This is a genomic window from Polaromonas sp. LjRoot131 (assembly GCF_964252805.1).
Taxonomy (GTDB): Bacteria; Pseudomonadota; Gammaproteobacteria; order Burkholderiales; family Burkholderiaceae_C; genus Polaromonas.
Genome location: NZ_CAXUPF020000003.1, coordinates 276,440 through 296,982 on the forward strand (window position 1 = coordinate 276,440; position 20,543 = coordinate 296,982).

Genomic DNA, 20,543 nt, shown 5'->3' on the forward strand with positions numbered 1-20,543 from the left:
GTCGTGCGCTGATCGCCGCCTTAGCCTCTGACACCGATTCCTGAACCGGCCCGCCATTTATGCAATCCAACGTCCCGAACTCAACCGCTGCCGAGCTCGATCTTGCGGTCAACGATCTAGGCCCCCTCGCATGGGTGCTTGACGAGCTTCGCAAGTCGCTGGACGGCGCTGCCAAGGCGCTCAAGCGTTTCGTGCGGGACGCGGAAGCCGCCCGCGGCTCCGACCTCGCGGCCGTGGACGCCAGCCAGCTGCGGATTGCCCGCCAGCAGCTGCACCAGGCCGTGGGCGCGCTGGAGATGGTCGGCCTGGCCGGCCCCGCGCTGGTGCTGCGCGCGATGGAAGCCGCGGTGCAAAAGTTTGTGCAGCAGCCCGAGCAATGCAACCAGGATGCCGCCGGCAAGATCGAACGGGCCAGCTTTGCCCTGACGGAATACCTTGAGGGCGTGCTGGCCGACAAACGCGTTTCGGCCGTGTCCCTGTTCCCCCAATACCGCGACGTGCAGGAACTGGTGCGCGCCGACCGCATCCATCCCGCCGACCTGTGGCCTTTCGAATGGCGCTGGCTGGAGCCCGAACTCCCGGCCACGGCCGAACCGCGCAACTATGACGACGGCGCGCGCGCCGTCCTGGACCAGTCGGTTCTGCAGATCATGAAGGGCAAGGCCCCGCAGGCCGGCAAAAACCTCAGGGAACTCAGCCTTGGGTTTGCCGCCCGGCAGGCCGACCGCCAGCCTCGTATTTTCTGGAAAATAGCCGCAGCCTACTTTGAAGCGGTCGCCAACGACCTGCTGGGCTCCGACCTGTATGTCAAGCGCGCCGCTTCCCGCATCCTGATGCAGTACGCCTCGCTGGCCAAAGGCGACACCTCCGTTTCGGACCGCCTGGCGCAGGACCTGCTGTTTTTCTGCTCACAGGCGGTTTCCGCGCGTGCCAGCGACACGCCGGTGCTGTCGGCCGTGCGCTCGGCCTATGGCCTGAACCGCTTCAAGCCCGTCGATTACGAACTCGTCCAATTCGGGCGTTTTGACCCGGCCCTGCTGGCCCAGGCCCGCAAGCGCATCACCTCGGCCAAGGAAACCTGGTCGTCGCTGTCCGCCGGGGACGCCAACAAATTCAAGACGGTCAGCGACCAGTTCAGCCTGGTGACCGACTCCCTGCTCAAGCTCCATCCGCCGAGCGAGCCGCTGGCGCAGGCCCTGAGCCGTGCCGTGGAAACCACGGTGCGCTCGGGCCATGCCCCCGGCATCGAACTGGCGATGGAAGTGGCCACTTCGGTGCTGTACCTGGAAGCCGCGTTCGACGACCTGGACCCCAACGACCCGCAACTGGCGGTGCGCACAGCCAACCTCGCCGAGCGCCTGGAAGGCGTCAGGGCCGGCGGCCAACCCCAGCCGCTGGAAGGCTGGATGGAAGAGCTGTACCGCCGCGTCAGCGACAAGCAGACCATGGGCAGCGTGGTGGGCGAGTTGCGCATTTCGCTGGGCGAACTTGAAAAATCCCTGGATGTTTTCTTCCGCAATCCGCAGGACAAGGTGACGCTGCAAGCCGTTCCCGGCCAGCTGTCGCAGATGCGCGGCGTGCTGTCGGTGCTGGGGCTGGACCAGGCTTCCCACGCGGTGCTGCGCATGCGCGACAGCGTCGAGCAGATGCTGGTCACCGAAGTCGACGAGCAGCAGGCGCGCGCCGCGGGCACGTTCGAACATCTGGGCAACAACCTGGGCGCCCTGAGCTTCCTGATCGACATGCTGAACTACCAGCCCGCGCTGGCGAAGAAGCTGTTTGTCTACGACGATGAAAAAGGCGAACTCCGGCCGCTGATGGGGCGCGCGCAGAATGCGGCGAGCGCCGCTTCGGCCGTTACCGTCAACAGCGACATGCTGTCTCAGGAAGTCATTTCCGTGGTGCAGGATGCCGGCCAGGGCGAAACCGACGCCAACCTCACCGTCAAGCTCGATGCCCTGGCGACCCATGCGGCGCTGGCCGAACAGCCGGCTTTGGCCCAGACCGCGCGTGACGCCGCCGTTGCCGTGTCCGCAAGCGATGCCGACGCCGCCGCCACCGCGCTGACGACGCTGGCCTTCACCGTGGCGCCGGCACCGGCCGCGCCTGCAAGCCCGGCCGCGTCCGACGACTTCGAAGAAGACGATCTGCGCGACATCTTCCTGGAGGAAGCGCGCGAGGTGATCGGCAACGGCCAGGAAGCCCTGGCCGCGCTGGCCTCCGATCCGGGCGACATTTCGCAGCTCACCGTCCTGCGGCGTGCTTTCCACACCCTCAAGGGCAGCTCGCGCATGGTCGGGCTCAACGAGTTCGGTGAAGCCGCCTGGTCGCTGGAGCAGATGCTCAACACCTGGCTGGCCGACCAGAAGCCCACCACCGACGAATTCAGGGCCTTGTCCTCCGAAGCCATGAGTGGTTTCGCGGACTGGATCGCGGACATCGCCGCGAACAAGGACGGCGCCTGGGCGGCATCCGCCTTCCGCAACAGCGCCGATGCGATGCGCACCGAAGGCCGCTACAGCCCGCTGGTGCTGGCCGCTGCGGACCTTCCTGCCGCCGCAGCCGTTGCTGAAGTTGCGCCCGCTGCGGAGCCGGCTGCCGCCGAGGCTTTCTCCCTGCCTGACTTTGATCTGGACGCCGGTACGCCCGCGGCCGTGAGCGCGGCACCTGCCGAAGCGCAGGCACCCGCGACCGATCTGGACTTTGACCTGGTGTTTGACGACCTGGACGCTGCCGCGCCCGCCAAACCCGCTGAGCCGGTGGGTGTGCCCGCAGGCGAGATCGCCGGCATCGATTTCGACAGCCTGTCGGCAATTTCCGCCGACGCTGGTGTTCCTGCCGATGCCGGCCCGGCGCTGGAACTGGACACTGCCGAAGCCATCGAGCTGTCCGACGCGGACTTCGACAAGCATTTCCATGCCGAAGCGGCAGAGCCCGCGACGGCCGGCCCGGCCGCCGACACCGACCTGAATTTCGACTTTTCGTCGCCTGCGCAGCCGCTTGCGGCGGCGCCTCAAGCCGCCTTTGGCGAAGCCGCTCCTGTCCAGGAACTCGATGCGCTGGACCGCGTGGAAGCCACCGACAGTGCCATGTCCGCAGAGGGCAGTGGCGATGAGCAGGTCAAGGTCATAGGCACTTTGCGCATAGGCATCCCGCTCTACAACGTCTACCTGAACGAAGCCGACGAATGGTCGCGCAGGCTGGTGACGGAAGTGAGCGAGTGGTCGCTGGAGCGCAACCAGCCGGTCAGCGACTCCACCGTGGCCCTGGCGCATTCCCTGGCCGGCAGCTCCGCCACGGTCGGTTTCGCCGCCCTGTCCGAAATGGCCCGCGCGCTGGAGCAGGCCCTGCAGCAATCCCGCGCGCATCACCGCAACGGCGCTGCCAAGTACGGCCAGATCTTTGTGGATGCCGCGGAAGACATACGCCGCCTGCTGCACCAGTTCGCCGCGGGCTTCCTCAAGGAGCCGGACGCCGGCGTGCTTGAGCGCTTGCGGCAACTCGATTTCTCCGATTCGGTCCTGCCTCCCGGCACCGAGTTCTCCGACTACGATTTCGCGCCCGAAGAGCCGGCCCTGGAGTCCGCTCCATTGCCTGAGCCCGAACCGGAGCCGGTGGTGATGGAGGCCGTCGAGGAAGTCCCCGTCATCGAAGTCCCCGCACCTGCACCTGCACCCGTGCAGGCCGCGCCCGTGCCACCGCCTGCCGCGTTTGTCGCGCCGCCGGTGGCTGTCGCCCCGCCGGTGCGGCTGGTCACGCCGGCTGCGCCCGCACAGAATTTCGGCGACGAAGAGGACGAGGAAATCGATGCGGTCGACGCGATCGACCCCGACCTGTTCCCGATTTTTGAAGAAGAAGGCGCCGAACTGATGCCCCAGCTGGGCGGCGCGCTCCGGCAGTGGTCCGCACGCCCCGACAACCAGGGCGCGCGCATGGAGGTGCTGCGTGCACTGCATACGCTCAAGGGCAGCGCCCGGCTCGCCGGCGCCCTGCGCCTCGGCGAAATGGCGCACCGGATCGAATCCGAAATTGAGTTCCTCGGCTCCGACGCCGCGGCCTCGGCCGAGTTCGAACCTCTGATCAACCGTTTTGACGCGATGGAAGCGGCGTTTGAAGCGCTGCGCAACGCCGATGCGGCGGCTGCCGCCGCACCCGTGGTGCTGGCGCCCCTCGCTGCTGCCGAGCCCGAACCGGTCTCCCCGGCTGTGGAAGCGGCTGCCCCCGGCACCCCTGAAACGGCGGCGGAAAGCGCCGCGCCGGTCGCTGCCGCGGCTGGCGGCTCGCGCAAACTCTCCGTGCCGGCACCGCAGGCCATGGCCATGCAGCCCCTGCGGCAGGCCGCCAATGCCTCGATACGCGTGCGTTCCCAGCTGCTGGACCGCATGGTCAACCAGGCCGGTGAGGTCATGATCACGCGCTCGCGCCTGGAAGCCGAACTCAGCCAGCTGCGCGGCTCGCTGAACGACATGAGCGGTAACTTGAACCGCTTGCGCCAGCAGTTGCGGGACATCGAACTCCAGGCCGAAACCCAGATGCAATCGCGCCTGGCACAGGCCAAAGAGGCCCAGGCCGGGTTTGACCCGCTCGAGTTCGACCGTTTCACCCGCGTGCAGGAACTGACGCGCATGATGGCCGAGTCCGTGAACGACGTGGCGACCGTGCAGCGCACCTTGCAGCGCACGGTGGAAGCCACGGAAGACGACTTGATCGCCCAGGCCCGCCAGACCCGCGAACTGCAGCGCGACCTGCTGCGCACGCGCATGGTGGAGTTTGAAGGTATTTCCGAGCGCCTGTACCGCGTGGTGCGCCAGGCTTCCAAGGAAACCGGCAAACAGGTGAAGCTGGACCTGCTGGGCGGCACCATCGAGATGGACCGCGGCATGCTGGACCGCATGACCCCCGCCTTCGAACACCTGCTGCGCAATTGCGTGGCCCACGGCATTGAAAGCACCGAGACCCGCACCAACGCGGGCAAGGACCCGGTCGGCCTGATCACCGTCCACCTGCGCCAGGAAGGCAACGACGTTTCGGTCGACTTCAGCGATGACGGCGCCGGCCTGGACCTGCGCCGCATTCGCGAAAAAGCCGTCAGCCTCGGCATGATCGCGCCGGACCAGGCCCTGGAAGACAGCGACGCCGCCAACCTGATCTTCATGCCCGGTTTCTCCACCGCCGCCCAGGTGACCGAACTGGCCGGCCGCGGCATCGGCATGGACGTGGTCCGCTCCGAGGTCAACTCGCTGGGCGGCCGGATTGAAACTTCCACCGTGACAGGCAAAGGCACCCACTTCAAGCTGGTGCTGCCGCTGACCACGGCCGTGACGCAGGTGGTGATGATCCGCGCCGGCAACCTCTCGGTGGGCGTGCCCGCCAACGTGGTGGAAACCGTGCGCCGCGCGTCCGCCAAGGAACTGCAGCAGGCCTACAACACCGGCACGATGGAGATCGCCGGTGAGTCCATGCCTTTCTTCTGGTCGGGCGCCCTGCTGCAGGCTTCGCACCACAGCGGCGAAGTCCAGGGCAAGACCACGCCCGTCGTGATTTTCCGAAGCGCCGCGCAGCGCATCGCCCTGCACGTCGATGAAGTTCTGGGCAACCAGGAAGTTGTGGTGAAGAATCTCGGGCCGCAGCTGTCGCGCCTGCCGGGCCTGGCAGGCATGTCCGTGCTGGCATCCGGCGCGGTCGTGCTGATCTACAACCCGGTGGCGCTGGCTTCCGTGTACGGCCAGCAGGCCCGCGCCTGGAGTACCGACCGCGCCGAGCCGCACGTGCTCGAAGGCGCTGGCGCCACGGCGGCGGGCAGCGTCGCGAAAGCGCCGGCCTTGCCTTCCGCTCCGCAGATTCCGCTGATTCTGGTGGTCGATGATTCCATCACGGTGCGCCGCGTCACGCAGCGCCTGCTGCAACGTGAAGGCTACCGTGTCTCCATGGCGGCCGACGGCCTGCAGGCGCTTGAACGCCTGCAGGAAGAGCGGCCGGCGGTGGTGCTGTCGGACATCGAGATGCCGCGCATGGACGGCTTCGACCTGGCACGCAACATCCGCGGCGACGTGCGCCTGAACAACCTGCCCATCATCATGATCACCTCGCGCATCGCTGAAAAGCATCGTGAGCATGCCAAGGAACTCGGCGTTGACCACTACCTGGGCAAACCTTTCTCCGAAGAAGAACTGATGAGCCTGGTGCGGCACTACTGTGCTGCCGAGACCGTCGCTTCCGCCTGAGGCAAAAAAGCAGCAAAATCAGGCTGCAGCCCAGGCGGGACGCTGGTAAGTGGCTCCTGAAAAATAAAAAGGCTTGAGAGCTTCTCTCAGGCCTTTTTCACGACCGCATAGCGCTGCAGCGTCAGCGCCCGGGCTTCGTCGTGCCGCACGATGGGCAGCGGGTAGTCCCGGCCCAGCACCACGCCTGCGGCGGCCAGTTCCAGCGGCCCGGCCAGCCAGGGGCTGTGGATGGCAGGGGCGGGCAACTTTGCCAGCGCCGGCACATACCGGCGGATGAAGCTGCCGTCCGCGTCGAACTTTTCGCTCTGGCCCACCGGGTTGAAGATGCGGAAATACGGCTGCGCATCGCAGCCCGTGCTTGCCGCCCATTGCCAGCCGCCGTTGTTGGCCGACAGGTCGAAATCATTGAGTTTCTCGGCGAAGTAGCGCTCGCCCCGGCGCCAGTCGATGCCCAGGTCTTTCACCAGGAAGCTCGCCGTCACCATGCGCAGGCGGTTGTGCATATAGCCGGTCTGGTTGATCTGCGCCATGGCGGCGTCGACCAGCGGGTAGCCGGTGCGGCCCTCGCACCAGGCCTGGAACAGCCTGTCGGCCTTGCCGCCGCTTTCCCATTGAATCGCATCGTATTCAGGCTTGAACGCGCTGTGCACGGCATGCGGGAAGTTGCCCAGGATCTGCGCATAAAAATCCCGCCAGACCAGTTCACTGAGCCAGGTCGCGGCGCCTTCGCTGTCCCGGTGTTCCGGGCTCAGGGCTGCTGCGGCCAGGCGCCGGATCGACACCGTGCCGAAGCGCAGGTGCACGCCCAGGTAGCTGGGCCCCTTGACGGCGGGAAAGTCGCGCGCCGACTTGTAGTTGGCCATGCGGCTTTTGAATTCCTCAAAAAGCCGGTCTGCGCCTTCGCTGCCTGTGGGTATCTTGAGCGCCGCCAGATTGGTCTTTTCAAAGCCGAGCCCGGCCAGCGAGGGAACGGCACGCTTTTCATCGGGCACGGCCGCCAGCGCTGCCGCGTAACGCTCTACCGGGTAAGGCTTGAGGTAAAAATCGTCCACCTTTTTGAGCCAGGCGTTCCTGTAGGGCGTGAACACCGTGTAAGGCTTGCCCGCCTGCGTCAGCACCTCCTGGCGCTCAAAAATTACGTGGTCCTTGAAGCTGTGGAAGGCCACATCCCGGTCTTCCAGCGCGGCCTGCACGGCGGCGTCGCGCGCGAGGGATTGGGGTTCGTCGTCATGGTTGGCGAACACTGCGTCAACCGGCAGTTCCGCAGCCAGCCGCGGCACGGTGTCGCCGGCGCGGCCATGCACCATGATGAGGCCCGAATGCGGATTGCCGTTCGCGGCGCCCAGCCGTTGCAGCTGGCCGTCCAGGCTCAGCACGGATTTGTGTATGAATTCCACACGGCGGTCGGCCCGGGGCAGGGTGTCCAGGATGTCACTGTCGAACACGAAGACACAAAACACCTGCTTACAAGCTTTTAGCGCGTGGTACAGCGCGGCGTTGTCCTGAACTCGCAGGTCGCGCCTGAACCACATCAGGCCGGCCCGGTATTTCTTTTGCATGGTGGGATGGTAGCGAAAGCGACGGCATGCCTTGGTCCCGGCCGTCGAGTGCGCGTAAAATCCTCCCATGGCCACGGATTCCGCATCGATCAACCTCACGCATCACTTCCTCATCGCCATGCCGGGGATGGATGACGAAGCTTTCGCCAAAAGCGTGGTCTATATGTGCGAGCACAGCGACCGCGGCGCGCTGGGGCTGGTCATCAATAAGCCCAGCGACATCAACCTCAAAAACCTGTTCGACAAAGTCGAGCTGCCCCTGCGCCGCGACGACCTGACGCAGGCCCCGGTATTCCAGGGCGGCCCGGTGCAGACCGAGCGCGGTTTTGTGCTCCACGAATCCATGATGCCCGGCAACGAATCGGTGTATGCGTCGACCATGACGATTCCCGGCGGCCTCGAAATGACCACCTCCAAGGACGTGCTGGAAGCGCTCTCCACGGGCGCTGGCCCGCGCCGGGTGTTTGTCTCCCTGGGTTATTCGGCCTGGGGTGAAGGCCAGCTCGAATCGGAAATCTCCGACAACAGCTGGCTCACCGTCGCCGCCGACGTCGGCGTGATCTTCGACACGCCGGTCGAGCAGCGCTACGACAAGGCGCTGATGCTGCTGGGCCTCCAAAGCTGGATGCTCTCTCCCGAGGCCGGCCACGCATGAGCCTCGCGGCCATGCCTTCCCCGGCCGTCAAGGCCAATTCCAACCTTCACACCTTTCTGGCTTTCGACTTCGGTCTCAAGCGCACCGGCGTGGCCACCGGCAATGTGCTGACACGCACCGCCTCGCCGCAGGCCACCATTTCCGCGGAAGGCAGTGATGCCCGCCTCAAGGCCGTGGAAGCGCGCATCAAGGAATGGCAGCCCGATGCGCTGGTGGTCGGCATTCCCTTCCACCCCGACGGCGCCAGCCACGACAATACCCTGCGCGCGCAGAAGTTCGCCCGCCAGCTGCGCGGCCGCTTCGGCCTGCAGGTCTTCGAAGTCGATGAGCGCTACAGCACCACCGAAGCCCTGGCCGGCGGCGCGCTTGACGCCGACGCCGCTTCGGCCTGCATCATCCTCGAACAGTTTTTAAGGAGTCTTCCATGAGCAGCCTGACATTGGACGCCGAGGCGCTGTACAGCGACCTGCTGCGCGGCATGCGCCAGCAGCTGGCGTCCTATCCCCAGCCGCCCATGCTGGTCGGTGTGGCCTCGGGCGGCGCCTGGCTGGCGCTGCGCCTGCAAAAAGACCTGGGCCTGGCCGGCGAGGCCGGCATTTTGTCGTCCTCCATGCACCGCGACGATTTTTCGCAGCGCGGCCTGGCTTCCAGCGGGCAGACATTGTTGCCCTTCGACGTGAACGGCGCCCACCTCATCGTGGTCGACGACGTGCTCTACACCGGGCGCACCATCCGCGCCGTGCTCAACGAACTGTTTGACTACGGCCGACCCGCCAGCGTCAAGCTGGTGGTGCTGGTGGACCGCGGCGGGCGCGAGCTGCCGGTGCAGCCCGACCTTGCCGTGGCGCGGGTGGCGCTGCCGGCCTCGCAGTCGCTGGAACTGGCGCGCGCCGAAGACGGCAAGTTCAGTTTCCAGGTGCAGGACCACCAGGCCTGAGCCATTCCAGAATAAAACGAGACCCATAAGAGAACAAGAGGAGTCCACACCGTGCTGTACCGACGAAACCCGCAACTCAACAAGAACGGCGAGCTGATCCACCTGCTGTCCATCGAAGGCCTGCCCAAGGCCACGCTGACGCAAATCCTGGACACCGCCGCCAACTTCGTCAGCGTCAACAACCGCGAAGTCAAAAAAGTCCCGCTGCTGCGCGGCAAGAGCGTTTTCAACCTGTTTTTTGAAAACTCCACGCGCACCCGCACCACCTTCGAGATCGCTGCCACGCGCCTGTCGGCCGACGTCATCAACCTGGACATCGCGCGCTCCTCGGCCTCCAAGGGCGAGTCGCTGCTGGACACCATCGCCAACCTGAGCGCCATGGCGGCCGACCTGTTTGTGGTGCGCCACAGCGAATCGGGCGCGCCCTACCTGATCGCCCAGCACGTGGCCCCGCACGTGCACGTCATCAACGCCGGCGACGGGCGCCACGCGCACCCCACGCAGGGCCTGCTGGACATGTACACCATACGGCACTACAAAAAGGATTTCAGCAAGCTCACCGTCGCCATCGTCGGCGACGTGCTGCACTCGCGCGTGGCGCGCTCCGACATCCACGCGCTGACTACGCTGGGCTGCCCCGAGGTGCGCGTGGTCGGCCCCAAGACCCTGGTGCCGGCCGACATGGCGCAGATGGGCGTGCGTGTCTGCAACACGCTCGAAGAAGGCATCAAGGACGCCGACGTGGTCATCATGCTGCGCCTGCAGAACGAACGCATGTCGGGCGCGCTGCTGCCCAGCAGCCAGGAGTTCTTCAAGAGCTTTGGCCTGACCACCGAGAAGCTGCAGCTGGCCAAACCCGACGCCATCGTCATGCACCCCGGCCCTATCAACCGAGGCGTCGAGATCGACTCGGCGGTGGTCGACGGCACGCAGAGCGTGATCCTGCCGCAGGTCACTTTCGGCATCGCGGTCCGCATGGCGGTCATGAGCATAGTTGCAGGAAACGAAGCATGAAGATACTCATCAAGAACGGCCGCGTCATAGACCCCGGCTCCGGTTTCGACGAAACCTGCGACGTCGCCATCGCGGCCGGCCGCATCGTCTCGCTCAAAAACACACCCGCCGATTTCGCGCCCAACAAGACCATAGACGCCACGGGCTGCATCGTCGCGCCCGGCCTCATTGACCTGTCGGCCCGGCTGCGCGAGCCTGGGCATGAACACGAAGGCATGCTCGAGAGCGAGCTGGCCGCGGCCGTGGCCGGCGGCGTGACCAGCCTGGTCTGTCCGCCCGACACCGACCCAGTGCTCGACGAGCCCGGCCTGGTCGAGATGCTCAAGTTCCGCGCCGAAAAGCTGCACCAGTCGCGCGTGTTCCCGCTGGGCGCGCTGACCCGCGCGCTCAAGGGCGAAACGCTGACCGAGATGGTCGAGCTGACCGAGGCCGGCTGCGTCGGTTTCAGCCAGGCCGAAGTGCCGCTGGCCAACACCCAGGTGATGATGCGCGCGCTGCAATACGCCTCGACCTTCGGCTACACCGTGTGGCTGCGGCCGCAGGAGCTCTACCTGGGCCAGGGCGTGGCCGCCAGCGGCGCGCTGGCCACGCGCCTGGGCCTGAGCGGCGTGTCCGTCGCCGCCGAGACCATCGCGCTGCATACGATTTTTGAACTGGTGCGCGCCACCGGCGCGCGCGTGCACCTGTGCCGCATCAGCAGCGCCGCGGGTGTGGCGCTGGTCGCCAGGGCCAAGGCCGAGGGCCTGGCCGTGAGTTGCGACGTGAGCATCAACAGCCTGCACCTGACCGACGTGGACATCGGCTACTTCGACAGCCGCATGCGGCTGGATCCGCCGCTGCGCCAGCAGCGCGACCGCGACGCCATACGCCAGGGCCTGGCCGACGGCACCATCGATGCGCTGGTGTCCGACCACACTCCGGTTGATGAAGATGCCAAGACGCTGCCCTTCGCCGAGGCCGAGCCGGGCGCCACGGGCCTGGAACTGCTGTTGGGCCTGGCCTGCAAGTGGGGCAGCGACAGCGGCGCCGGGATGGTTCGCGCGCTGGCAGTGCTGACCAGCGAGCCCGCGCGCGTGCTGGGTGACGCACTGGGCACGCTGCAAAGCAGTTCAGGCCGGCTGGTCAAAGGCGGTGTGGCCGATCTCTGCGTGTTCGACCCCAAAGGCGAATGGACGGTCGAGCCGGCCGCGCTGCGCAGCCAGGGCAAGCACACCCCGTTCTCTGGCCACCAGATGCCGGTGCGCGTGCGATGGACCGTGGTGGGTGGTCAGCTCGCCTACGAAACTTCGCACTGAGGCGCACGCAAGCCCATGAGATGGCTTCGCTTCTGCTGGACGCTGCTGCGCGCCACCGTGCACGCGGTGCAAGGCTTCTGGACGATTAAAACGCGGTTTCCCAAGCTGGACCAGGCCGACCGCGAGGCGCGCGTGCAGGTCTGGGCCGGCGCCATGCTGCGCATCGTCGGTATCGAACTGATCGTCATGGGAACCCCGCCCGCCGCCGGCCCCGCGCTGCTGGTGGCCAACCATATCTCGTGGCTGGACATCCTGGTGATGCATGCCTCGCGCCACTGCCGTTTTGTTTCGAAGTCGGATGTGCGGGACTGGCCTTTTGTGCGCACGCTGTCCGACGGTGCCGGCTCGCTGTACATCGAGCGCGCGTCGCGGCGCGACGCGCACCGGGTGGTCACGCAGATGGCCGAACGCCTGCAGGCCGGCGACATCCTGGCGGTGTTTCCCGAAGGCACGACGGGCGACGGCATCACGCTCAAGCACTTCCATGCCAACCTGATCCAGGCGGCCATCGAGGCCTCGGTGCCGGTGCAGCCGGTGGCGCTCAAGTTCGTCGATGCCGCCAGCGGCGCCACGAGCTTCGCGCCCAGCTATGTGGATGACGAGACCCTGGCCGGCTCGATCTGGCGGACCTTGACGGCGCCGCCGCTCAAGGCGGTGGTGGTCTTCGGCGAGCCGCAGCAGCCCCAGGGGCAGACGCGGCGAATGTGGGCGCAGACGCTGCGCGAAGATATTGAAAGCTTGCGGCAGCAGGCTGAGAGCCGCTAACAAAACCCTCCTGGCGTTGTTGCGCCGCCTTGCCGTGCTGGTGCACTGTCTGCGGCGACGCGCCTAGCCAGGACCGCTTCGCTGGGTTTTGTGAGCGGCTCTCAGGCACCAGTTTCTCGCGGGAAGGTCACGACGTGGTCGACCTCGGCCCGTATGCCTATCCACTCGCCCAGCGCGTGGTTGTGGTGTGAAGGCACATGCGCCATCACCGTCTCGCCCGTCTGCAGCTTGAGCGTGTACAAAAACTCCGACCCGCGAAAGGCCTTGCGCTGGATCTGCGCTTTGACCGGGGCGTTGTCGTCGTGCACGATGTCGTCGGCGCGCAGCAGCACGTCGCACAAGCCGCCGGCATAAGCGCCCGGCAAGGGGCATTCCAGCATGTCCGTGAGGTCGCCGAGCGCGGTGTGCACCACCACCTCGTCGCCGAGCTGCTCGATATGGGCTTGCGCGAACACGCCATGGCCGATGAAGTCGGCCACAAAGCGCGTGGCGGGGCGGTGGTAGAGCGCATAGGCCTCGTCCCACTGGTGCAGGCGCCCCTGGTGCATCACGCCGATGCGGTCGCCGATGGCGAAGGCCTCGAGCTGGTCGTGCGTGACGAACAGGGCGGTCGCCCCGGCGGCCTTGAGGATGCCGCGCACCTCGTGCGCCAGGCGTTCCCGCAGGTCCACGTCGAGGTTGGAAAAAGGCTCATCCAGCAGCAGCAGGCGCGGCTGCGGCGCCAGTGCCCGTGCCAGCGCCACGCGCTGCTGCTGGCCGCCCGAGAGTTCATGCGGGAAACGCTTGTGCACATTGCCCAGGCCGACGAGATCCAGCACCTCGCCCACGCGCTGCTGCCGCTGGGCGGCAGGCAGGTGGGTGAGGCCGAAAGCGACGTTGTGGGCGGCGTCGAGGTGGGGAAACAGCGCGTAATCCTGGAACACCATGCCGATGCGGCGGGATTCGGCCGGAATATGGACGGTGGCGCTGCTGACAAGCTGCCGGGCCAGCGTGATGCTGCCGGCACCGGCGTGCTCCAGGCCGGCGACGGCCCGCAGCAGGGTGGTTTTTCCGCAGCCCGAAGGGCCGATCAGGACCCCGATCTCCCCCGCCTGGAGGCTGAAAGACACGCCGTCGACCGCTGGTTTGGAACGGCCGGCATAGTGCACGCCCAGCTGGGAGATATCCAGAAACATGGGTTCGATTGTAGATGCTTACAATTCTCATTTGCAGTGACCGCTGCAACACCATGGCGCACGCAGCAAAGGGGAGGGCCCTTTTTCTGCAGAGGCCTGTTTCCGGGGCTACATGCTGCGTCGCTTTATCTCTGTTCTTCCTCCCGTTGCGCTCTTTCTGCTGGTGGCCCTGCTCACGCTGCCGGTCGTCGCCGTGGCGCTGTCCTGGCTGCAGTTCGACGCCCAGGCACAGTCCATCCTGCTGCAGATGCTGCAGACGGTGCTTCCCGACTACACAGCGACTTCCTTGCTGCTGTGCATCAGCGTGGCCTTCGGCGTGGCGGTGGTGGGCATGGCGACGGCCAGCGCGGTGACCTTGTTCGAGTTTCCGGGCCGCCGGGTGTTTGAATGGGCGCTGCTGCTGCCGCTGGCCATGCCGGCCTATGTGCTGGCCTATGCGTATACCGACTTTCTGCAGTACGCCGGCCCCCTGCAAAGCTGGCTGCGTTCGTCGTTCGGCCTGCAGGGCCGGCTGCTGCCCGAGGTGCGCAGCCTGGGCGGCGCGGTGCTGGTGTTCACCGTCGCGCTTTACCCTTATGTCTACCTACTCGCGCGCACGGCTTTGTCCGAGCGCGCCGTTCACCTGATGGAGGCGGCCCGGCTGCTGGGTGCGCCGCTGTCGCGCCGCATCCGCGGTGTGGCGCTGCCCCTGGCGCGCCCGGCCGTGGCCGCCGGTGTCGCGCTGGCGCTGATGGAAACCCTGGCCGACTTCGGGGTTTCCAGCTACTTCGGCATCCAGACCTTCACCGCCGGCATCTACAAGGCCTGGCTGTCCATGGACAACCGCATCGCCGCCGCCCAGCTGGCCACGGTTCTGCTGTTTTTCGTCGCGCTGCTGCTGTGGATAGAACACGGCGCGCAAAAACGCATGCGTTTTGCCACCGGGCGTGGCGCGCGCGCCGGTGCGCAGGACGCGGCGCCGGTGCAACTGCAAGGCCTGCGCGCCCTGTCGGCCTGGTGTGTGTGCGCCGTGCCGATCGCGCTGGGGTTTGTGCTGCCGGTGCTGTTCATGCTGCGCCCGCTGGTCCTGGGCTGGGACAATTTGCTGTGGGACAAATTCTTCGGCTGGACCTTGAACAGCGTCTGGCTGGCAGGCCTGAGCGCGCTGCTGGCCACCGGCCTGGCATTGGGCCTGGCCTTCGCCGTGCGCCGCAAGCCGCACCTGCTGACCCGGGTGGCGGTGCAACTGGCCAGCCTGGGCTATGCGGTGCCGGGCGCGGTCATCGTGGTCGGCCTGCTGCTGCCCGTGGGCTGGCTGCAGGCGGCCGCGCCGCAAACCGGCGCGGGCTACTGGGTCACGGCGACCGTGCTGGGCATTGTCTGGGCCTACCTGGTGCGCTTCAGCGCCGTGGCCCTGCAAAGCCTGCAAAGCGGTTATTCGCGCATTCCCGCCAGCTTTGACGACAGCGCGCGCATGCTGGGCACACCCGGCTTGGGCATACTCGCGCGCGTGCACTGGCCGCTGCTCAAGCGCTCGGTCGCGGCGGCCGGCCTGCTGGTGTTTGTCGACGTCATGAAAGAGCTGCCCGCCACGCTGGTGTTGCGGCCCTTCAACAGCGACACCCTGGCGGTCGTCACCTACCAGCTGGCGCGCGACGAGCGGCTCGGCGAAGCCGCCTTGCCGGCGCTGGCCCTGGTGTTGGTCGGCCTGCTGCCGGTGGCGTTGCTGAGCCGCACGCTGCGCTCAAAGTAAGGGGCAGCCCTCAGGGCTTCGCCTTGATGTAGCGGTACTCCTGCGTCAGCCCGCCGAAGCCGTAGGCCTCCGCGCGCACGTCGTGCACATAGATGTAGCTTTCATCGTGCACATTGCCCAGCAGCTTGCCGAAGGCGGCAAAGGCCTCGGCCACGTACTGCGCCTTTTCGTCCTTGGTGTTGGTGCCGTCCACCACCTTGATGTCGAAATAAAAACTGTTCTTGCCCTGGCTGGCCAGCGTGCTGCCGCCCACGATCCAGTGCTCGGGCGGCACGAAGTCGATGGCGATGGCGGTCAGTTCGCGTTTTTTGCGCAGGATGCGCGTGGTCAGCTCCAGCAGGGTTTCGGCGATGGCGTTCGTCAGCTGGGGGCTGGCGGGCTGGCTGACTTTGACATTGAGGATGGGCATGTGATTTCTCCGGTGGGTTGAAATAAATAGTTAGCTATGCAACTATATGGGTAAAAAAAAGGACATGGAAAAGCGTTTCGTGCGCTTCATTTCAGCGCGGAAGACACGCTCCTGACACGGGCTACGGTTTCATCGAAGTTCTCCTTTCCGATCTGTTGCTGGATGCGGCGTGTCACGTCGCCGCTGGCTTTGGTGATGCCGGCATGCATTGCTTCGGCATCGGCGGTGGGGAACACGGCCCAGTGGCGGCCGTCGGATTCCAGGCTCCTGCGTTCAATCAGCCCCAGCGCCTGCAGGCCGTCGAGCAGGCGCGTGGCGGTGGGGCGCGAAATTGTCAGTTCGTCGGCGATCTCGTGCTGCAGCATGCCGGGTTGCTTGAGCACCAGCCGCAGCATGAAACCTTGCGAGGGGGTGACGCCGAAGGGCTTGAAAGCCAGCGTCCACTCCTTGTCGACCAGGCGGGCCAGCGCGGTGGTATTGAAATAAAGGCAGTGGTCAAACATGGATGCACTGTAGCAGTAATTAATTAGCTATGCAACTAGTTTGAAAGCCACACCTTTTACCGAGTTGTAAGCATGAGCCTACGCCCATCGAATACGCGGGCCTACGGCGGGCGGACGGCACCCGCCGTAAGGTGAATTCATGTCCCTTTCCCGCAAGCGTCGTGCTTGCGGCCACTGGGCGGATTACCCTTTTTTTTGAGGAGAACACTATGAATCACGACCGCATGGAAGGCAATTGGCGCCAGTTCAAAGGCAAGGTCAAAGAGCAGTGGGGCAAGCTCACCGACGACGACCTGGACGTGATCGCCGGAAAGCGCGAACAGCTGCTCGGCAAGATTCAGGAGCGCCACGGCATCAGCAAGGAAGAAGCTGAAAAGCAGGTCGCCGTGTGGAAAGACCGCAACCCGACGGACTTCTTCGAGCGCTACTGATCCACCTTCTTTCATCCGCAACACCCTAGCGACCACAACGATTTACACCATCCCAAGGAGCAAACTATGAAAACCAGACTGCTGATGCTGACCGCCGTGATGTCCTGCGCTTTCGCCGGCAACGCCATGGCACTGACCAAAGAAGAGTACAAAGCCCAGAACGACCGCATCTCGGCCGACTACAAGGCCAGCCGCGACAAATGCGGCACCCTGAAGGACAACGCCAAGGACATCTGCGTCTCGGAGGCCAAGGGTGTTGAGAAAGTCGCGAAGGCTGAAAACGAGGCCCAGTACAAGCCCAGCCCGCGCAACACCGAAAAGGTCGCTTTCGCCAAGGCCGATGCCGCCTACGACACCGCCAAGGAAAAGTGCGATGACCTCAAGGGCAATGCCAAGGATGTCTGTGTGAAGGACGCCAAGGCCGCCCATGTCAAGGCCAAGGAAGACGCCAAGGTCACCAAGACAGCCGCTGATACCAGCAAGGACAAGACCGACAAGGTCGCCGAAGCCAAAAAAGACGCCAGCTCGGAAAAACGTGAAGCCGATTACAAGGCCGCCAAGGAGCGGTGCGATGCGTTGACCGGTGCCGCCAAAGACGGGTGCCAGAATGACGCCAAGGCCAAGTACGGCATGAAGTAATGTGGGGCTGCGTCCAGCGGCACTCATCGGGGGTCACGGCCCCCCAGGAAATCCCGGCCATGTACCTGCATGCCGGGATTTCTCATATCCGGCACCGTCTTTCCCAAGGACAGCACTGGGGCAAGGTAGCCGCTCCGGCGGTTTTTCCGGAGGGGCTCCTAAAATAAGTGCTGCGCGGCAGCCGTAGTGACCGCCCGCTTAATAACAAAGGTCCGCATGCTTGTTCAGGATGGTTTGCCCGCGCGCGAGCGCACGCGTGCGCTGCTGGTCATCATCCTCGGCATCGTCATGGCGGTGCTTGACGGCACCATCGTCAACCTCGCGCTGCCCGACATCACGCGTGAGCTGAACGCCACGGCCGCGCAGTCCATCTGGGTCATCAATGCCTACCAGGTCGCCACGCTGGCGCTGCTGCTGCCCCTGGCCACACTGGGTGACATCGTCGGCTACCGCCGCGTCTACCTGGTCGGCCTGTCGGTGTTCACGCTGGCCTCGCTGCTCTGCGCACTGGCCGATTCATTGACCACGCTGGCGCTGGCCCGCGTGCTGCAGGGCCTGGGTGCTGCAGGCCTCATGAGCGTCAACACGGCGCTGGTGCGCTTGATCTACCCGAAACACCTGCTGGGCCGTGGCATTGCCATCAACTCGCTGGTGGTGGCCACAGCCTCGGTGGCCGGGCCCTCGATCGCAGCGGCCATCCTCTCCGTGGCTTCCTGGCCCTGGCTGTTCGCGCTCAACGTGCCTTTCGGCCTGCTGTCGGTGTGGCTGGGCCGCAAGGCCTTGCCTGACAACCTGTCCAGGTCTCAGGGCCGGCTGTCGCCGCTCGACGTGGCGCTCAATGCGCTGATGTTCGGCCTGGTGTTCCTGGGCGTCGACGGCCTCGGTGTCCGTGTCGAAGCCGTGCCCGGCGGCGCACCTGCCGGTTCGCTGTGGTTGCCGCTGGCCGAACTCGTAGCGGGCATCGTCATCGGCGTCATTTATGTGCGGCGCCAGCTGGCCCAGCCGGTGCCGCTGTTTCCGCTGGATCTGCTGCGCATCCCGGTGTTCGCGCTGTCCATGGGGACGTCTATAGGCGCTTTCTGTGCGCAGACCCTGGCCTATGTGAGCCTGCCCTTCCTGCTGCTGGGCAATTACGGCTTCAGCCACCTGCAGGCCGGCCTGCTGCTGACGGCCTGGCCGCTGGCCATTGTGGTCACCTCCCCCGTGGTCGGGCGGCTGATAGGGCGCTACTCGGGTGGCCTGCTGGGCGGCACCGGCATGGCGCTGCTGTCGCTGGGCCTGGTCCTGCTGGCCGTGCTGCCGCCGCATCCGTCGCAGCTCGACATCGTCTGGCGCATGGCGCTGTGCGGCGTGGGCTACGGCCTGTTCCAGTCTCCCAACAACCACACCATCATCACCTCGGCGCCACCGCACCGCAGCGGCGGCGCCAGCGGTATGCTGGGCACGGCGCGGCTGACCGGCCAGACCTTGGGCGCGGTCCTGCTGGCGATGATTTTTACGATGTTCGACCCGCAGGGCGGACACGGCTCCTTTGTTGCCTTGTGGCTGGCGGCCGGTTTTGCGGCGCTGGCGGGAATCTGCAGCGCCTTGCGTATGCGCCAGCCTTAAGCGCGAGCGACCGCTGCGGCTTGCTGGATGCTTTGCAGCGTGACACGGCCCAGCGGCTTGCCCTCCACATCCACAATGCCGGCCTCATTCGCGCCGGCGTCCAGCATGGCCGACAAGGCGTCGCGCAGTGGCGTCGCAGCCGGCAGGCGTGGTGCATTGGCGGCGGGCGTGCCGCTCTCCACATAAGGGCCCGCCGTCAGCAAGGCCAGCCGTTTGAGCGAACGGTCGCCGCCCACAAAGGCTTCGACGAAGGCATCGGCCGGGTGCGCGAGTATGCGTTCCGGCGTGTCGTACTGCACCACCTTGCCGCTGCGCAGGATCGCGATGCGTGAGCCCATGCGAATGGCTTCGTCGATGTCGTGCGTGACGAACACAATGGTCTTGCCGAGTTCGCGCAGGATGCGCAGGAATTCATCCTGCAGGCGCGCGCGCGTGATCGGGTCTATGGCGCCGAAAGGTTCGTCCATCAGCATCACCGGCGGGTCTGCCGCCAGCGCGCGCGCCACGCCCACGCGTTGCTTCTGCCCGCCCGAGAGTTCGCGCGGAAAGCGGTGGCGGTAAATCGACGGATCCATGTGGACCAGCGCCAGCAGTTCGTCCACGCGCCTGGCGATGCGGGCTGAATCCCAGCCCAGCATTTTGGGCACGGTGGCCACGTTCTCCGCCAGGGTCATGTGCGGAAACAGGCCCACCTGCTGGATCACATAGCCGATGGAGCGGCGCAATTCGACCGCGTCGATCTTGGTGACGTCGCGCCCGCCGACCTCGATGCGGCCCGAATCGGGCTCGACCATGCGGTTGATCATGCGCATGGTGGTGGTCTTGCCGCAGCCCGAGGGGCCGATCAGCACGCAGATTTCGCCCGTGTTGACGGTCAGCGACAAGCCGTCGACGGCCGACTGGGCGCTGCCGCCGAAGGACTTGGTGAGGCGGTCGAGTGTGATCATGCGCGAAGCCCTTGCGGAGTCATGCGGCGCTGCAGCGCGCCAAAAAGAAAGTCGGTGCCCAGCGCCAGCAGCGCCACCGGGATGGCGCCCACCAGCAACTGGGGAACGGCCATCATCGCGATGCCCGCGGTGATGAAGTCGCCCAGCCCGCCGCCGCCTATGAAGGCGGCCAGCACTGCACCCGAAATGATCTGCACCGCGGCCGTGCGCAGGCCCGCAAAGATCACCGGCATGGCCATGGGCAACTCCACATGCCACAGCAGGGCGGCGCGTGTCATGCCCATGCCGATGGCAGCGTCCACCGCGTCGGCATCCACGCCGCGCATGCCGACGATGGTGTGCGTCACGATGGGCGGCAGCGCGATCAGCGTGAGGGCAAACAGTGCAGGGGTAAAACCGGTGCCCAAAATCGGCATCACCAGCGCCAGCACGGCCAGCGAGGGCAGGGTCCGGCCCACGTTGGCGGCATTGACCACGGCCAGCGACAAGCCGTTCCTGCGCGCCACGGCAATGCCGGCCGGAATGCAAATCAACGCGGCGATGAGCAGCGCCGACGCGGACAGCGCGACGTGCACGCCGAGCGCGCGGTAAAACTGCGCGGGATGGGCAAGGACATAGTTCGAGGCGTCGGCAAGCATCAGGGCCTCTTG

Annotated in this window: 17 protein-coding genes; 11 read left to right on the forward strand and 6 right to left on the reverse strand. The window is 65.9% G+C overall.

Translation table 11 applies throughout. The annotated features are described in order from the left end of the window. The first annotated feature begins 59 nt into the window (after window positions 1–59). Window positions 60–6,224 carry an Hpt domain-containing protein gene (locus tag ACSQ27_RS15965; RefSeq protein WP_436156481.1) on the forward strand — a complete coding sequence of 2,055 codons (6,165 nt, stop codon included), beginning with the start codon at window positions 60–62 and terminating at the stop codon, window positions 6,222–6,224. 86 nt (window positions 6,225–6,310) lie between these two features. Here the strand turns inward: ACSQ27_RS15965 and ACSQ27_RS15970 are convergent, their stop codons facing one another. Continuing rightward, a complete protein-coding gene (locus ACSQ27_RS15970) occupies window positions 6,311–7,783 on the reverse strand; it encodes a cryptochrome/photolyase family protein (protein WP_436156482.1) in 1,473 nt (490 codons plus the stop codon). Window positions 7,784–7,850: 67 nt separating this feature from the next. Here ACSQ27_RS15970 and ACSQ27_RS15975 point away from each other — a divergent pair, with 67 nt between their 5' ends. From ACSQ27_RS15975 to ACSQ27_RS16000, 6 genes are read left to right on the forward strand one after another with little or no spacing between them, the layout of a single operon-like run. Beyond that, window positions 7,851–8,438 (forward strand): YqgE/AlgH family protein, encoded by a 588-nt coding sequence (locus ACSQ27_RS15975; protein WP_007864998.1) that lies wholly within the window; start codon window positions 7,851–7,853, stop codon window positions 8,436–8,438. Beyond that, complete coding sequence (ruvX, locus tag ACSQ27_RS15980) at window positions 8,435–8,866, forward strand: Holliday junction resolvase RuvX (RefSeq protein ID WP_436156483.1); 432 nt, start codon at window positions 8,435–8,437, stop codon at window positions 8,864–8,866. The genes ACSQ27_RS15975 and ruvX overlap by 4 nt, the downstream gene beginning before the upstream one ends. Then, the gene (gene pyrR / locus ACSQ27_RS15985; protein WP_436156484.1) at window positions 8,863–9,375 is read left to right on the forward strand and encodes a bifunctional pyr operon transcriptional regulator/uracil phosphoribosyltransferase PyrR; all 513 of its coding nucleotides are present in this window, start codon (window positions 8,863–8,865) and stop codon (window positions 9,373–9,375) included. The genes ruvX and pyrR overlap by 4 nt, the downstream gene beginning before the upstream one ends. A 51-nt stretch (window positions 9,376–9,426) precedes the next feature. Continuing rightward, on the forward strand, window positions 9,427–10,389 hold the full coding sequence (locus tag ACSQ27_RS15990; RefSeq protein ID WP_436156485.1) for an aspartate carbamoyltransferase catalytic subunit: 963 nt from the start codon (window positions 9,427–9,429) through the stop codon (window positions 10,387–10,389). Beyond that, entirely contained in the window at window positions 10,386–11,684 is a 1,299-nt protein-coding gene (locus tag ACSQ27_RS15995; RefSeq protein WP_436156486.1) for a dihydroorotase, read from the forward strand. The genes ACSQ27_RS15990 and ACSQ27_RS15995 overlap by 4 nt, the downstream gene beginning before the upstream one ends. 15 nt (window positions 11,685–11,699) lie before the next feature. Then, a complete protein-coding gene (locus tag ACSQ27_RS16000; protein WP_436156487.1) occupies window positions 11,700–12,449 on the forward strand; it encodes a lysophospholipid acyltransferase family protein in 750 nt (249 codons plus the stop codon). Between the two features lie 101 nt (window positions 12,450–12,550). Here the strand turns inward: ACSQ27_RS16000 and ACSQ27_RS16005 are convergent, their stop codons facing one another. Next, entirely contained in the window at window positions 12,551–13,624 is a 1,074-nt protein-coding gene (locus ACSQ27_RS16005; protein ID WP_436156488.1) for an ABC transporter ATP-binding protein, read from the reverse strand. A gap of 112 nt (window positions 13,625–13,736) precedes the next feature. On the opposite strand from ACSQ27_RS16005, the gene ACSQ27_RS16010 reads away from it, so the two are divergent. After that, window positions 13,737–15,356: an ABC transporter permease gene (locus ACSQ27_RS16010; RefSeq protein ID WP_436156489.1), complete on the forward strand. Its 1,620-nt coding sequence runs from the start codon at window positions 13,737–13,739 to the stop codon at window positions 15,354–15,356. Window positions 15,357–15,366: 10 nt separating this feature from the next. Here the strand turns inward: ACSQ27_RS16010 and ACSQ27_RS16015 are convergent, their stop codons facing one another. Together ACSQ27_RS16015 and ACSQ27_RS16020 are read right to left on the reverse strand one after the other, a co-directional pair. After that, entirely contained in the window at window positions 15,367–15,765 is a 399-nt protein-coding gene (locus ACSQ27_RS16015) for a tautomerase family protein (protein WP_436156490.1), read from the reverse strand. Between the two features lie 86 nt (window positions 15,766–15,851). Continuing rightward, window positions 15,852–16,268, reverse strand: a complete 417-nt coding sequence (locus ACSQ27_RS16020) for a MarR family winged helix-turn-helix transcriptional regulator (RefSeq protein WP_436156491.1) — start codon at window positions 16,266–16,268, stop codon at window positions 15,852–15,854. Between the two features lie 209 nt (window positions 16,269–16,477). On the opposite strand from ACSQ27_RS16020, the gene ACSQ27_RS16025 reads away from it, so the two are divergent. From ACSQ27_RS16025 to ACSQ27_RS16035, 3 genes are all read left to right on the forward strand, one after another. Beyond that, complete coding sequence (locus tag ACSQ27_RS16025; protein ID WP_436156492.1) at window positions 16,478–16,699, forward strand: CsbD family protein; 222 nt, start codon at window positions 16,478–16,480, stop codon at window positions 16,697–16,699. 66 nt (window positions 16,700–16,765) lie between these two features. Further along, a complete protein-coding gene (locus ACSQ27_RS16030) occupies window positions 16,766–17,338 on the forward strand; it encodes a hypothetical protein (RefSeq protein ID WP_436156493.1) in 573 nt (190 codons plus the stop codon). Window positions 17,339–17,554: 216 nt separating this feature from the next. Next, window positions 17,555–18,946, forward strand: a complete 1,392-nt coding sequence (locus tag ACSQ27_RS16035; RefSeq protein WP_436156494.1) for an MFS transporter — start codon at window positions 17,555–17,557, stop codon at window positions 18,944–18,946. Here ACSQ27_RS16035 and ACSQ27_RS16040 read toward each other — a convergent pair. Then, window positions 18,943–19,893: an ABC transporter ATP-binding protein gene (locus tag ACSQ27_RS16040; RefSeq protein WP_436156495.1), complete on the reverse strand. Its 951-nt coding sequence runs from the start codon at window positions 19,891–19,893 to the stop codon at window positions 18,943–18,945. The two genes, ACSQ27_RS16035 and ACSQ27_RS16040, sit on opposite strands and share 4 nt — an antisense overlap. Beyond that, window positions 19,890–20,531: an ABC transporter permease gene (locus tag ACSQ27_RS16045; RefSeq protein ID WP_436156496.1), complete on the reverse strand. Its 642-nt coding sequence runs from the start codon at window positions 20,529–20,531 to the stop codon at window positions 19,890–19,892. The genes ACSQ27_RS16040 and ACSQ27_RS16045 overlap by 4 nt, the downstream gene beginning before the upstream one ends. Between the last annotated feature and the right edge of the window lie 12 nt (window positions 20,532–20,543).

Coding starts and splice junctions, on each gene's coding strand:
- ACSQ27_RS16010 (WP_436156489.1), top strand. CDS start 13,737: ATGCTGCGTCGCTTTATCTCTGTTCTTCCTCCCGTTGCGCTCTTTCTG.
- ACSQ27_RS16015 (WP_436156490.1), bottom strand. CDS start 15,765: ATGCCCATCCTCAATGTCAAAGTCAGCCAGCCCGCCAGCCCCCAGCTG.
- ACSQ27_RS16045 (WP_436156496.1), bottom strand. CDS start 20,531: ATGCTTGCCGACGCCTCGAACTATGTCCTTGCCCATCCCGCGCAGTTT.
- ACSQ27_RS15965 (WP_436156481.1), top strand. CDS start 60: ATGCAATCCAACGTCCCGAACTCAACCGCTGCCGAGCTCGATCTTGCG.
- ACSQ27_RS16000 (WP_436156487.1), top strand. CDS start 11,700: ATGAGATGGCTTCGCTTCTGCTGGACGCTGCTGCGCGCCACCGTGCAC.
- ACSQ27_RS15970 (WP_436156482.1), bottom strand. CDS start 7,783: ATGCAAAAGAAATACCGGGCCGGCCTGATGTGGTTCAGGCGCGACCTG.
- pyrR (WP_436156484.1), top strand. CDS start 8,863: ATGAGCAGCCTGACATTGGACGCCGAGGCGCTGTACAGCGACCTGCTG.
- ACSQ27_RS15995 (WP_436156486.1), top strand. CDS start 10,386: ATGAAGATACTCATCAAGAACGGCCGCGTCATAGACCCCGGCTCCGGT.
- ACSQ27_RS16040 (WP_436156495.1), bottom strand. CDS start 19,893: ATGATCACACTCGACCGCCTCACCAAGTCCTTCGGCGGCAGCGCCCAG.
- ACSQ27_RS15975 (WP_007864998.1), top strand. CDS start 7,851: ATGGCCACGGATTCCGCATCGATCAACCTCACGCATCACTTCCTCATC.
- ACSQ27_RS16020 (WP_436156491.1), bottom strand. CDS start 16,268: ATGTTTGACCACTGCCTTTATTTCAATACCACCGCGCTGGCCCGCCTG.
- ACSQ27_RS16035 (WP_436156494.1), top strand. CDS start 17,555: ATGCTTGTTCAGGATGGTTTGCCCGCGCGCGAGCGCACGCGTGCGCTG.
- ACSQ27_RS16025 (WP_436156492.1), top strand. CDS start 16,478: ATGAATCACGACCGCATGGAAGGCAATTGGCGCCAGTTCAAAGGCAAG.
- ACSQ27_RS16005 (WP_436156488.1), bottom strand. CDS start 13,624: ATGTTTCTGGATATCTCCCAGCTGGGCGTGCACTATGCCGGCCGTTCC.
- ruvX (WP_436156483.1), top strand. CDS start 8,435: ATGAGCCTCGCGGCCATGCCTTCCCCGGCCGTCAAGGCCAATTCCAAC.
- ACSQ27_RS16030 (WP_436156493.1), top strand. CDS start 16,766: ATGAAAACCAGACTGCTGATGCTGACCGCCGTGATGTCCTGCGCTTTC.